This window comes from Mesorhizobium sp. M1B.F.Ca.ET.045.04.1.1, from assembly GCF_003952465.1.
GTDB lineage: Bacteria > Pseudomonadota > Alphaproteobacteria > Rhizobiales > Rhizobiaceae > Mesorhizobium > Mesorhizobium shonense.
The window spans coordinates 1938836-1952184 of record NZ_CP034448.1; the positions used below are offsets into that span (position 1 = coordinate 1938836).

The following is a 13349-nucleotide window of genomic DNA, read 5'->3' on the forward strand; positions in this document are numbered from 1 at the left end:
GCTGGCTCCGGGCGGTGGAACGTCGCCCTCACATAGCGATATGAGGCCTAGTCGGCAAGCGGATGATGATCGTTGACCAGCCGCACCAGACGCTCCTCCAGCACATGGGTGTAGATCTGCGTGGTGGAGATGTCGGCGTGGCCAAGCAGTTGCTGCACGGCCCGCAAATCCGCCCCGTTCTGCAAGAGATGGCTGGCAAAGGCGTGGCGAAGCACATGCGGCGAGATCTTGGCCGAGGCGATGCCGGCCCGGGCCGCCAGGCCCTTGAGATCGCGCGCGAAGACCTGCCGGGAGAGGTGGCCGCTGTCGGAGGCGGCGGGAAACAGGTAGGGACTGTCGGTAAGGGCGGGCTTGGATGCCCGTTCCGAAAGCCATGCCCGCATCGCGGCGCGCGCCTTGGCCGACAGCGGCACCATGCGCTCCTTGTCGCCCTTGCCGCGCACCATGAAGAAACGGTCGTCGCGCTGCGCCACCGTCACCGGCAGGCCGACCAGCTCGGAGACGCGCAGGCCTGTGGCATAAAGCACCTCGACCAACGCGTGCAGGCGCAACGCCGCCAGCCGGTCGCCGTCCGGCGCGGCACCGGCCGCTTCCTCGGCCGCGCGATCGAGCAGGCGGCCGGTCTCGGCTTCGTTCATCGTCTTCGGCAGCGGCCGGCCCTTCCTCGGGCTGTCCAGCGTTCCCGTCGGGTCGTCCCCACGCAGACCTTCGGCGTAGAGGAATTTGAAGAACTGGCGGATCGCCGACAATTTGCGCGCCTGCGAGGTCGGCGCGAAGCCTCTGGCCGCGATGTCGTCGAGATAGGCGCGGATATCGGCCGCTCCCGCTCCCGCCAGCCCGCCGCCGATGGCTTCGGAGGCGTCTTCCAGGTCGCGGCGGTAGGAGGAAAGCGTGTTCTCGGCCGCCCCCCGCTCGGCGCTCATCATCTCCAGGAAGGCTTCGATGCGGGCCGCGCTGTTCATCTGGCCGGATCAGTTCTTCTCGGTTAGTTTTTCTTCGGATTGAGCTTCTCGGCGGGAATGCGCACGCTCATTTCCGCCTTCTTCGGTTCCACGAACATCGCCAGAGCGAACATCGCGCCATAGGCAATGCCTGCAAGAACCGCCAGCGTCACGACAAAGCGAAACAATGTCGGCATTCAGTTTTTCGCCCGTCTTCTTGTTCTGCGTTTTCCAAACCCTGTGCCCTTATGGGACGCCAATCCGGGCAATTCAAGGACGAAGGGTTTGTCGACGAAGGTTCTGGGTGGAAAGTCGCGCGATCCGCTCCGCTTGCGGCGCCGTGCTTGACGCAAACAGGCTTTTGATGTCGATACGGCGCAAAGAGGGTTCCGCATGAACGCGCTACCAGCAAATCCGCCGGACGAAGGCCGTGCCGCGCTGCTTGAGCAGCTCGGCAGCCGCTCGATCGTCTTTGTCGGGCTGATGGGCGCCGGCAAGACGGCGATCGGCCGCAAGGTGGCGACGATGCTTTCGCTGCCCTTCATCGACAGCGACCAGGAGATCGAGAACGTTTCGCGCATGACCGTGCCGGAGCTGTTCGAGCGCTATGGCGAGCCCGAGTTCCGGGCGCTGGAGCAGCGGGTGATCTTGCGCCTGCTCGAAAACGGCCCGCAGGTGCTGTCGACCGGCGGCGGCGCCTTCATGAACGCGCAGACGCGCGAGGCGATCGCCGGTCACGGCGTCTCGGTCTGGCTGAAGGCGGATCTCGATCTCCTGATGGAGCGGGTCTCGAAGAAACAGAACCGTCCGCTGTTGAAGAATCCCGATCCGCGCGGCGTGCTGGAGCGACTGATGAGCGAGCGCTATCCGGTCTATGCCACGGCCGACATCACGGTCTCGACCCGCGACGACCGCAAGGAAGTCATCGCCGGCGAAGTGGTGTGCGCGCTTTGTTCCTATCTCGGGATCGCCGCCATCGCGACCAGCGACGAGGTGGACCCGTGAGCCATACCGAGCCAGTGAAGGTCGAGGTCGGCCTCGGCGACCGTGCCTATGACATTTTGATCGGCCCCGGCCTGCTCTCCGGCGCCGGAACGGAAATTGCGGACCGCCTTCCCGGCACGCGCGCGGCCATCGTCACCGACGAGAACGTCGCCGCCGCGCATCTCGAAACGTTGAAGGCCGGCCTGGAAAAGGGCGGCATCCGGGCGGCCGTCATCACGCTGCCGGCCGGCGAAAAGACCAAGAGCTTCGCTCACCTCGAAGAGGTCGTCGACGGCGTGCTCGCCGCCAAGCTCGAACGCCGCGACGTGGTGATAGCGCTCGGTGGCGGCGTGATAGGCGATCTTGCCGGCTTCGCCGCCGGCATCGTGCGACGCGGGATGAACTTCGTGCAGGTGCCGACCTCGCTGCTGGCGCAGGTCGATTCTTCCGTCGGCGGCAAGACCGGCATCAACAGCGCGCGCGGCAAGAACCTGGTCGGGGTCTTCAACCAGCCAAAACTGGTGCTTGCCGACACCGGCGTGCTCGACACGCTGCCGATACGCGAGTTCCGCGCGGGCTATGCCGAGCTTGCCAAATACGGCCTGATCGACCGCCCGGGCTTCTTCGCCTGGCTGGAGGAGAACTGGCAGAAAGTGTTCGCGGGCGGAGAGCCGCGGACCGAGGCCATCGCCGAGGCTTGCCGCGCCAAGGCTGATGTCGTGGCCCGCGACGAGTTCGAGACCGGCGACCGCGCGCTGCTCAATCTCGGCCACACTTTCGGCCATGCGCTCGAAGCCGCCACGAATTATGACGGCGCCCGCCTCGTCCATGGCGAGGGCGTCGCCATCGGCATGGCGCTGGCGCATCGTTTTTCCGCGCGCCTCAACCTGGCGAGCCCGGACGACGCGGAGCGCGTGGAAGCGCATCTTCGCGCCGTGGGCCTGCCCTGGCGCATAGCCGATATTCCAGGCGAATTGCCCGACGCCGAAGCGCTGCTTGGCTTCATCACCCAGGACAAGAAGGTCTCGCGCGGCGCGCTCATCTTCATCCTGACGCGCGGCGTCGGCCAGGCCTTCATCGCCAAGGACGTGCCGCCGTCGGAAGTGCTGTCCTTCCTCAAGGCGAGCCATCCCAATGGCTCAAGATGAGCCATTCCAGATGATCGACGCCGGTTGGATCGCCGCCGCCATCCTTGCCGCCATCGTCGTGCTGGCGCTTGTCTTCCTCACCCGCCTCTTCGCGGCGCTCGGCTATAGTCTGCAGCCGATCGAGCCGATGGCGCCCGAGGACGATCTCTCGGACGAGAACGGCGACGATCCCCGCCGCAACGGGCAGGCGCGCGAGGACCGCAACCGGCTGGGCGAGCTTTTCGATCTCGAGGAGCTCGAAGTGTCGGATGTTATGGTCCATCGCACCAACATGCGCTCGGTCAATGCCGACGATCCGCCGGAAATGGTGGTGCGTGAGATCCTGCAGAGCCCGCACACGCGCATGCCGCTCTGGAAAGGCTCGTTCGACAACATCGTCGGCGTGCTGCACGCCAAGGATCTGCTCAGGGCCCTCAACGAGGTCGGCAACGACTTTTCCAAGATCGACGTGACAAAAATAGCGTCGAAGCCATGGTTCGTGCCCGACACCACCACCTTGCAGGACCAGCTCAACGCCTTCCTGCGCCGTAAGGCGCATTTCGCCATCGTCGTCGACGAATATGGCGAGATGGAAGGGCTGGTGACGCTGGAAGACATCATCGAGGAGATCGTCGGCGAGATCGCCGACGAGCACGATGTCGACATGCAGGGCGTCAAGCAGGAGGCCGACGGCTCGGTCGTCGTCGACGGCACGGTGCCGATCCGTGACCTCAACCGTGCGCTCGACTGGGACCTGCCGGACGAGGAGGCCACGACGATCGCCGGCCTCGTCATCCATGAGACGCAGACGATCCCCGAGGAGAAGCAGGCCTTCACCTTCCACGGCAAGCGTTTCGTCGTGATGAAGCGCGACAAGAATCGCATCGCGAGATTGAGGATCCGGCCCGCCGGCGAGGGCTAGTTGCCGGGCACAGAAATCTTGACCGGGTCGGCTATGTTGCGTTGGCAGGTCGCATACCTTGGAGATTGGCCGAAACACCCATCGCGATCGTCATCCTTGGGCGGAGCGGGAAGCGAAGCGTACCGCGTAGACCCAAGGATCCATTCCGTTACATATGAGCGTTGCAGCGGTACAGAATTCTGCTCCGCTGCCCTCTTCGATCAAGGTAACGGAATGGATCCCAGGGTCTCCGCGACGGAGCTTCGCTCCTGCTTCGCCCTGGGATGACGAGGTTGGGAGGCTTCAGCCAATCCCCAGCGTCTGCACTGATTTACGGAAATGAACGGTGAAAATCTCGCCCATCGACAAATGGCAACCGTTCAGACCCCTATGTCGAGGAATTAGGCGGCTCAAAGTTCCTTTGTCGAGCGCTCGCTGAGCATCGCGCCGGTTTCGCCGTCCATAGCCGCCAGGCTGACGTCGTAGCCCCAAAGGCTTCGGATATGGCGCAGGGTCGCGTCGCGGCTTTCGTCCTCGAGCAGGATGCCGTCCTTGACATTGTGCTGCAGCCGCAGATGCCGGTCGCCCAACAGGTCGACGTCAACCACCTGGATGTCGGGCCTGGTCGCCCCCACGTCGTAGCTTTGGGCCAGCGCGGACCGTATCTTGCCGTAGCCGCGCTCATTGTGGATCGAAGCGACTTCGTAGTGCGGCTCGTCGGCGCCGTCGGCCAGCACGAAGAGCCGCCATTTCCGGATCAGAGTCGGGCTCAGATACTGGCGGATGAAGGATTCGTCACGGTGGTTGGCCCAGGCGTCGAGCAGGGTGTCGCGCCAGTCGCCGCGGCCGGCGATGTCGGGAAACCAGTCGCGGTCCTCCGCGGTCGGTGCGGTCGAGATGCGCTGGATGTCCTGCATCATGTCGAGCCCGAGGGCATAGGGATTGATGCCGGAAAAACGCGGGTCATCGAAGGCCGGCTGGAAGACCACGTTCGAATGGTTGCGCAGGATCTCGAGCATGGCGCCTTCGCTGATGCGGCCGCGGTCGAAAAGCATGTTCATGAGCGTGTAGTGGACGAAGGTGGCGCAGCCCTCGTTCATCACCTGGGTTTGCCGCTGCGGGTAAAAATATTGCGCAATGACCCGCACGATTCTGATGATCTCGCGCTGCCAGGCTCAAGCACCAGGCTGTTCTTCTCGAGGAAGTAGAGCAGGTTCTCCTCGGGCAGATTGAGCGATTTCTTCCGCTCGGCAAAACCCGCGTCCTCGGCTTCCGGCTTGTTCTTTCCCTGCGAGGGGGCAGCGTGCGCCACAAATCATTGTAGGAACGCTCCTCGTATTCGAGGCGTTCGCGAAGCCCTTCGCGCTGCTGCTCCGACGACAGCTTCGGCGGCCGATGGTAGCGGAAGACGCCTTGTTCCATCAGCGCGTGGGCGGAATCGAGGACCGCCTCCACGGCCGCCGGGCCATGCCGTTCCTCGCATCGGGAGATGTAGCTCTTGGCAAAATCCAGATAGCTCAGGATGCCTCCGGCGTCCGTCCATTGCCGGAAGAGATGATTGTTCTTGAAGAAATGATTGTGCCCAAGCGCGGCATGAGCGGTCACCAGGGCCTGCAAGGCCATGGTGTTCTCTTCCATGAGGTAGACGATGCAAGGGTTGGAGTTGATGACCAGTTCGTAGGCCAAACCGCGCGCGCCCTTGCGGTAGAGAAGCTCGTTGTAAAGGAAATGCTTGCCGAATGACCAATGCCGATACATCAGCGGCATGCCTACCGAGGAATAGGCGTCGAGCATCTGCTCGGAGGAAATGACCTCCATCTGCACCGGATAGATGTCGAGGCGAAGTTCTTCGACCCCGATCGATTCGATCTCTTCGTAGGCCCGCGACAGTTTCTTGAAATCCCAGTCGGCTCCAGAAAAAAGCAACTCGGATTTGCGCGCCTGACTGACCATCGGCCTCTGTCCCATCGGCCCCTGTCCCTTCGGCCTATGCCCTCACGCGCTCTTGCGCAAGGCGGGTTGCCTGGCGAAAAGCTCGCGAAAGACTGGATAGATATCGGCCGGAGCAGCGATGCGCCTCATCTGGAAGTTCGGCCATTTCTCGTCGATGGCGCTGTAGGCGCGCCACAGCGACGTCCCGTTTTCGGTCGAGCCGAAAATGTGGCTTTCCCGCTCGTCGATGATCTCCACATAGGCGAAATACTGGCAAAGATGCATCAGCCTGCGGTCGAGCAGTTCTATGCAGCGTTCCGAGTCGGTGGCGAAGTTGTCGCCGTCGGAAGCCTGGGCGGCGTAGATGTTCCATTCGGCGACCGGATAGCGTTGCTCGATGATGCGGTGCATTTCCTCGAGCGCCGTGGAAACGACGGTGCCGCCGCTTTGCGTGTGGTAGAAGAATGTATGCTCGTCCACCTCCTGGGCTTCGTGGGTGTGGCGAATGAAGACGATCTCGGTGCGATCGTAGCGCCGCGTCAGGAACAGATGCAGCAGCACGAAAAAGCGTTTGGCCAGATCCTTCTCGCGCTCCCCCATCGATCCCGACACGTCCATCAGGCAGAACATGACCGCGCTGGCATTCGGCACCGGCTGGGGGTCGAAGCGATTGAACCGAATGTCGACCGGATCGACATAGGCAATTCGCCTGCGCCGCCGTTCAAGGCGCTCAAGATCCTTGCGCAGGGCCGCGATGCGGTCGCGTGCTGCCCCGTTTGGCGGTTTCGATTCCAGTTCGGCCAGTTGCCTGGCAACCGCGTCCAGTTCCTCTTGCTTGGGCCGCTTGAGCGCGATGCGGCGCCCGTGGCTGTTGCGCATCGTGCGCCCGACATTGATGTTGGTCGGCGCGCCGCTTGCCGTGAAGCCCGCCCGCCTCGGCTTGAAGCTCAATATCTGCTTCAGGCTGAGCTTGACCAGATCGGGCAGTTCGAGATCCTCGAAGAAGAGGTCGAGCACTTCCTCGCGCGACAGCACGAAGCGGAAGTCGTCTTCGGATTCGGTGGTCCCCGGACCCGAAGGGCCCGTGCCCCCGCCGCTGGGCTTGGGGATCAGGTCACCGGGGCTGACGACCTGTTGCCGGGCGGATAGCTGGCGCCGTCCGCTGCCTTGGCCGCGATCGCGCTGCGATCGGTCACCGGGGCTGAACGCCTGGCCGGGCAGGTATGCTGGCGCCGTCCGCTGTCCTTGGCGCCGCTGAAGGTCGGCTCGCTGGTGCCCTTGCGAGGCATCGGCACGGCATGCTCCCGGTCGAGCTCGGCGATGCGGCCTGTGCGGACGTGGTCGCGAATATTCCGCTTGAGCTCTTCCCGCGCGCGCCTCAGGAAGCGCTGACGGTTGCCCAGGCTTTTGTCCTTCGGGTTCAGGCGGCGGTCGATGAAGATCGGCATGGAACCGTCCCGGTTTTGCTCAGCCCGCCTTGTTCACGCGCATGTACCAGTCGACCAGCCGGCGCACCTGCCGCTCGGTGTAGCCGCGTTCCACCATGCGCTGCACGAATTCATTGTGCCGCTTTTCCGTGACGCTGTCCTGCTTGGAGCCGAAACTGATCACCGGCAACAGATCCTCGACCTGGCCGAACATGCGCTTCTCGATGACCTCGCGAAGCTTTTCATAGCTTGTCCAAGACGGGTTGCGGCCATGGTTGCGAGCCCGGGCGCGCAAGGTGAATTTCACCACTTCGTTGCGGAAGTCCTTGGGATTGGCGATGCCGGCCGGCTTCTCGACCTGCGACAATTCCTTGTCCAGAACCTCACGATTGAGGATCTGCCCGGTATCGGGGTCCTTGTAGTCCTGATCCTCGATCCAGGCGTCGGCATAGGCGATGTAGCGGTCGAAGAGGTTCTGGCCGTACTCGCTGTACGATTCCAGATAGGCCTTCTGGATCTCGTGGCCGATGAACTCGGCATAGCGCGTTGTGAGCTCCGACTTGATGAACTCGAGATAGGCGGCTTCGGTCTCTTTCGGGAATTGCTCGCGCTTGATCGCCTCCTCGAGGATGTACATCAGATGCACGGGATCGGCGGCCACCTCCTTGGTGTCGTAATTGAAGGTCTGCGACAGAATCTTGAAGGCGAAGCGCGTGCTGACCCCGGTCATGCCTTCGTCGACGCCCGCGGCATCGCGATATTCCTGGACCGACTTCGCCTTCGGGTCGATTTCCTTGAGATTCTCGCCGTCATAGGCGCGCATCTTGGTGTAGAGCGGGGAGTTCTCGTGCTCTGCAAGGCGGGTTGAGACGGTGAAACGGCTCAAGATGTCCAGCACTTCAGGCGCGCAGGGGCTGTTCGCCAGATCGCTTTCGCGCAGAAGTTTTTCGTAAATCTGCCTTTCTTCGGTGATGCGAAGGCAATAGGGAACCTTGACCACCAGGATGCGGTCGAGGAAGGCCTCATTGTTCTTGTTGTTCTTGAACTGCTGCCATTCCGACTCATTGGAATGGGCAACGACGATGCCCTGATAGGGGAAGGAGCCGAAATTCTCGGTGCCGTTGTAGCTGCCTTCCTGGGTTGCCGTCAGCAACGGGTGCAGGACCTTGATGGGCGCCTTGAACATTTCGACGAACTCGAGCAGGCCCTGCGTAGTGCGGTTCAAGCCGCCGCTGTAGGAATAGGCATCCGGATCGGACTGGCTGAAGTTCTCCAATTGCCTGATGTCGACCTTGCCGACGAGGGCCGAGACGTCCTGATTGTTCTCGTCGCCGGGCTCGGTCTTGGCGATGGCGATCTGGCGAAGCCGCGACGGCAGGAGCTTGACCACGCTGAATTTGGAAATGTCGCCGGAAAGCTCGTCCAGGCGCTTGGCCGCCCAGGGCGAGATCAGCCCATTGAGCCGACGGCGGCTTATTCCGTATTTGTCTTCCAGCAAATCGCCCATCCGGTCGGGATGGAAAAGGCCGAGCGGCGATTCGAAAACGGGGCTGATCTGGTTGCCGACCTTCAGCGTGTAGATCGGGCGCTGCTCCATCAGCTTCTTCAGCCGTTCGGCGAGCGAGGACTTGCCTCCGCCGACCGGGCCGAGGAGGTAGAGGATCTGCTTGCGCTCCTCCAGCCCCTGCGAGGCGTAGCGGAAATAGCCGGCGATGCGCTCGATCGTATCCTCCATTCCGTAGAAATCGGAAAAGGAGGGGTACACCTTCACGGTGCGGTTCGAGAAAATGCGCCCGAGCCGCTCGTCCTTGCTGGTGTCGACCAGGTTCGGCTCGCCGACTGCCTCGACCATCCGTTCGGGTGCCGAGGCATACATCGACTTGTCCTCTCGGCAGCCAAGCAGATATTGCTGGAGGCTCAACTCTTCCTGGGCTGCGTTGGAATAAATCTCCGAAAACAGATCGAAGACGTCGGATTGGTTCTCACGCATGATATTGTGCCCTCAGAGCCGCTCTGGCTTCCAGTCGGCCAAGTCGGCTCGTCTCGTATTCAACTGCCGGAAAGCATTGTGGTTCCCTCACATGAAGGAGAGCGTCTGCAATCGGGCATCGACGTCTCAAAGCACCCGACTCAGACGGAATGCTCACCTGTTATATTTAGGTGGTGATAGCCGGGAGAGCTTCAAGGAGAATCTTGGTTTTTCCCCCACTTACATGTCGTGGTCGGGAACATAGAGGCAGAACGAGTGCCGGGAATTTGCGTCGCCGCCGGGCTTGCACTCGTGAAAGAACTCGTCGCCCGAGCGCTTGATCCGACTGTCGGAGTAGGGAATGAGCTCTCCGGTGGAGAGCTGGTAGCCATATTTCGTCTCCTTCACGTCGGCCGTGGGCGCCTGGTAGCAATCCATCCCCGAGCAGCATGAGCTGTCGTACTGCCAGCCCTTGGGAGCCTGATGCGCGGCGGCGGGACCGGAAAGGAAAGCCGCGAGCGCAATTGCGGGAAACAGCCGCAGAAGCCGCAAACTGCCTGGGCGCCCGTTACGATGCGCGGCTGGAACTCGATACGTCTTCTTCATGGGTAATCACCGTTCGGAAAGCACCGGCTGAGGGCGTCGGTGGTCCGGTCTGACTAGCAATCCGCCCGGCAATCAAAACTGCCAGACCAGGGAAATGTTCCATGGTCCCCCAGGCGGCGGAGTTGCGCGCCGGCGCATTCGATGGGGCGAAAGTTGGCCAACTGTTGACGAGCCAATCGTGCGGCCGATGAACAATCCTTAACTGGACGCCCGCCGTGCTCGCATGCACTCTTTGCCGGCGCGGTCGCGACCGAAGGGGGCAGGGCGGGATGGGTGGTCAGGAGATGACGATGATCGATCGGCGACATTTTGTCCTTGTGTCCGTTGCCGCGCTGCTGCCGACAGGTGCGCAGACAGCCTGGCGCCTGCGCCGGCCGCCGCAGACGCTCGACTATGGGCCGGCCAAGCTCGACGTCTACGCACGCGACGGCGCCAAGGGCGATCCGGTCGTCTTGTTCATCCATGGCGGCGCCTGGCGGCTCGGCAACCGCAACAATGTCAACGCCAAGCCAGGCTTCCTGCTCGCCAACGGCTTCCTGTTCGTCTCTATCGACTATCGCCTGCTGCCCAAGGCCGATGTCGCCACCCAGGCGAGCGACGTCGAGAAGGCCTATGCCTATGTGCGGGCAAATATCGCCGAATATGGCGGCGATCCCGACCGCATCGTGGTGATGGGCCACTCGGCCGGTTGCCATCTCGCGGCGTTGACGGGGTTTCGCGGCGGCTTGCCGGGCGTCGCCGGGCTGGTGCTCGACGATACCGAAGCCTATGACATCGAGGCCCTGGCCAGGGCGCAGGGCGGCACGCTGCGGCCGATCTACGCGCAAGCCTTTTCGGATCCAAGCCGGTGGCGGGCGCTGTCTCCGGCGACCTATATCGGCAAGGACAAGCATCCGCCTGTCTTCATCGCCTATTCGAACGCGCCGATCCGCGCGGCCGTGGCGCGTGATTTGGCGGATCGTCTGCGGACCGGAGGCACCAAGGTTACGCTGTTTGACGGCAGCGCCTATTCGCACATGGCGATCAACCGCCGGGTCGGCGAGGATGGCGATGCGCTGACCGCGGCGGTCATGGCTTTCCTGAAGGCGACGGTCGCCTGAACGCCGGCGAAACTGGATCACGTCAAAGTCGGTGGAAGCGGCGCGCCGGCACGTTCGAACGTTTCGACGCGCTGCTCGACGGCGCGCTGTCGCGCCCGGGGCTGTTCCTCATCGAAGCGGTGGCCAAGCACGCTGCGACTAATTGTCGGCGAGGCGGTGCAACCTTTGGGGGGAGCGGGCGTTCGCGTTTTAGTTGAACGCCGCCCCCCTGAAAGGTCCTGCCCGAGATGATTGATAAACGCGCGCAGGCAACCCTGATGGCCGCATTGTTGCTTGTCATTGGGTTTGCTGCCTGGCCAACATATGCTGCCGAGCCAGCCTTGAAGAGTGCCCGGCTGATCGGACGGTTTCTCGACACCGGCGATCAAGCGGTTTTCGAGTGGCCCGGCAGCGCGATCGAGTTCGCGTTCGAGGGCAGTTGGCTGGACGTCGTGCTTGACGACCGCGGCAAGAACAGCCTGGTGCTGGATGTCGACGGCAAACTCTCCCGGATCGATCTGAAGAAGGGCTCCAACAGCTACCGTCTCGTCGCGGGGCAGGGCGCGGGTCGCCACTCCGTCCGGCTCGTGCGCCGTACCGAGGCGTTTTTCGGAACCACCACTCTCAAGGATGTGCGCACCGACGGCACGCTTCTGCAGCCTGAGCCGAAGAAGCGCAGCCTGTTGGTGATCGGCGACTCGATTTCCGCCGGTTACGGCATCGAGGGCAAGGACGCAAAATGCAAGTTCAGCGCCGATACGGAAAACCAGTACCTGACCTATGCCGCGATCGCGGCGCGACGCTACGATGCGGACGTAATCACCTTGGCCGCTTCGGGAAAGGGGCTCGTTCGCAACTTTCAGGGAGCCAAGGGGCGCACAATGGTGGATTTGTACGACCGGGTTCTGCCCTCGCGGCGGGATCGCGAAACGCTGCCCAAAACCGACGTCATCATCGTTCATCTCGGGACGAACGATTTCAGCGGCGGTGCCCGGCCCGCCAATTTTGCAGCCAGCTATGCCGAATTGTTGGCGAAACTGCGCGCCAATGCACCTGATGCGATGATCTACGCCGGGTTCGGGCCATTGCTAACGGGGGAGGACTTCGCCGCGGCGGACAAGGCAGTGGACGACGTGGTCAAGCAGCGGCGTGACGCCGGCGACAGCAAGACGGCGATGATCCGCTTCACCGAACCGCCTGGGGCGTCGTTGCGCGGCTGCGACTGGCATCCCAACGAGGCCGGCCAGCAACGCATGGCCAATCAGCTTGAGGACCGGATCGAGGCGGACCTCGGCTGGACGCACACCCAATGAAGGCAGCATCCACGGCTGGCTTGCAAGACGCCGGCGCGCCGCCGCGCGGGCCGTCCGTCCGTTCTAAACTGCTCGGCCTGCAGATGCTGCGGTTTGTGGCCGCCTTTTTCGTGGTCCTGTTTCATCTTGGCGTCACTTTGCAGGCCGAATTTGGAAACCGGACCAACATCTTTCGCAACGGAGCGGTTGGGGTCGACATCTTCTTTGTCATCAGCGGCTTCATCATCGCCTACACGACCGATCCCAAAACAGGCGCGCTGTATTTTGTCAGGCGTCGGCTTATGCGCATCGTCCCACTCTACTGGACGCTGACCGCGGGCATTGCGGTCCTGGCCATGCTGAAACCCGATCTGCTGAATTCGACGGTGGTCAACGGCGAGACCTTGATCAAGTCCCTGTTCTTCATCCCGTTCGCAAAAGCGAATGGAGCCGTGCAGCCGATCCTGTTTCTGGGTTGGACGCTCAATTATGAGATGTTCTTCTACGCCATCTATGCCGCGTGCTTGGCGCTCGGCCAACGCAGCCCGCTCGTGCCGGCCGCAATCATCGTACTTCTCGTCGCCGCGGTGAGTCTTGTGAAGTTGGATTATGTCCCGTGGCGGTTCTATACCAATCCTTTGATGCTCGAATTCGTGCTCGGCATCGGCCTTTACCTTCTTTACAGGCGCAGCCCCGCGATCTTTCACGGGCGCTCGTTGCCGATATTCCTCATGTTCGTAGCGGCTATGGCGTTGCGCGCGCCGCTGCTTGAAATCCATTGGCTGGTGGCCAACGGCATTCCGGCGGTCCTGCTGGTCGCCGCCGTCCTGCCATGGGCGCCGGCCCCGACGCCAATCGTCCTGTTCATGGTTCTGCTGGGGAACGTGTCCTATTCGCTTTATCTGTCGCACCCTTACGTGCTTCAACTCGCCGTCAAACTGATGCCGGACCACGCGGGGACCGCCACGCAGGTCCTGCTGGGCGGTGCCGCCTGCGTGCTTTCAATTGCCCTGTCGATCGTGCTGTATTTTGTGATCGAACGGCCGGCGCGGCTTGCCGCGCCTGTCCCGAAGCCACAATGACAGGGCTCG

10 protein-coding genes and 2 pseudogenes are annotated in these 13349 nt (G+C 62.6%); 6 read left to right on the plus strand and 6 right to left on the minus strand.

All coding sequences use genetic code 11. From position 1 onward, the window contains the following. Positions 1-47: 47 nt before the first annotated feature. Positions 48-962 (minus strand): site-specific tyrosine recombinase XerD, encoded by a 915-nt coding sequence (locus EJ071_RS09470; RefSeq protein ID WP_126097635.1) that lies wholly within the window; start codon positions 960-962, stop codon positions 48-50. A gap of 23 nt (positions 963-985) precedes the next feature. Further along, on the minus strand, positions 986-1138 hold the full coding sequence (locus tag EJ071_RS09475) for a hypothetical protein (protein ID WP_040989318.1): 153 nt from the start codon (positions 1136-1138) through the stop codon (positions 986-988). A 196-nt stretch (positions 1139-1334) separates the two neighbouring features. Here EJ071_RS09475 and EJ071_RS09480 point away from each other — a divergent pair, with 196 nt between their 5' ends. From EJ071_RS09480 to EJ071_RS09490, 3 genes are read left to right on the plus strand one after another with little or no spacing between them, the layout of a single operon-like run. Continuing rightward, entirely contained in the window at positions 1335-1946 is a 612-nt protein-coding gene (locus tag EJ071_RS09480) for a shikimate kinase (protein WP_126097636.1), read from the plus strand. Then, a complete protein-coding gene (gene aroB / locus EJ071_RS09485; protein ID WP_126097637.1) occupies positions 1943-3073 on the plus strand; it encodes a 3-dehydroquinate synthase in 1131 nt (376 codons plus the stop codon). Before EJ071_RS09480 ends, aroB begins: the two co-directional genes overlap by 4 nt. Before the next feature lie 10 nt (positions 3074-3083). Next, the gene (locus EJ071_RS09490) at positions 3084-3974 is read left to right on the plus strand and encodes a transporter associated domain-containing protein (RefSeq protein WP_126102521.1); all 891 of its coding nucleotides are present in this window, start codon (positions 3084-3086) and stop codon (positions 3972-3974) included. A 389-nt stretch (positions 3975-4363) separates the two neighbouring features. Here the strand turns inward: EJ071_RS09490 and EJ071_RS09495 are convergent. The 4 genes and pseudogenes from EJ071_RS09495 to EJ071_RS09510 form a co-directional block, all read right to left on the minus strand. Then, positions 4364-5906, minus strand: a pseudogene (locus tag EJ071_RS09495) (SpoVR family protein). A gap of 42 nt (positions 5907-5948) precedes the next feature. Beyond that, positions 5949-7333 (minus strand): annotated as a pseudogene (locus EJ071_RS09500) (YeaH/YhbH family protein). A gap of 19 nt (positions 7334-7352) precedes the next feature. Beyond that, a complete protein-coding gene (locus EJ071_RS09505; protein WP_126097638.1) occupies positions 7353-9302 on the minus strand; it encodes a PrkA family serine protein kinase in 1950 nt (649 codons plus the stop codon). 219 nt (positions 9303-9521) lie between these two features. Beyond that, complete coding sequence (locus EJ071_RS09510) at positions 9522-9887, minus strand: hypothetical protein (protein WP_126097639.1); 366 nt, start codon at positions 9885-9887, stop codon at positions 9522-9524. Between the two features lie 290 nt (positions 9888-10177). Here EJ071_RS09510 and EJ071_RS09515 point away from each other — a divergent pair, with 290 nt between their 5' ends. The 3 genes from EJ071_RS09515 (at position 10178) to EJ071_RS09525 (ending at position 13340) form a co-directional block, all read left to right on the plus strand. Next, the gene (locus EJ071_RS09515) at positions 10178-10987 is read left to right on the plus strand and encodes an alpha/beta hydrolase (RefSeq protein WP_126097640.1); all 810 of its coding nucleotides are present in this window, start codon (positions 10178-10180) and stop codon (positions 10985-10987) included. Between the two features lie 227 nt (positions 10988-11214). Further along, complete coding sequence (locus tag EJ071_RS09520; protein WP_126097641.1) at positions 11215-12279, plus strand: SGNH/GDSL hydrolase family protein; 1065 nt, start codon at positions 11215-11217, stop codon at positions 12277-12279. Continuing rightward, positions 12276-13340, plus strand: coding sequence for an acyltransferase (locus tag EJ071_RS09525; RefSeq protein WP_126097642.1), 1065 nt, complete (start codon positions 12276-12278; stop codon positions 13338-13340). Before EJ071_RS09520 ends, EJ071_RS09525 begins: the two co-directional genes overlap by 4 nt. Positions 13341-13349: the final 9 nt, after the last annotated feature.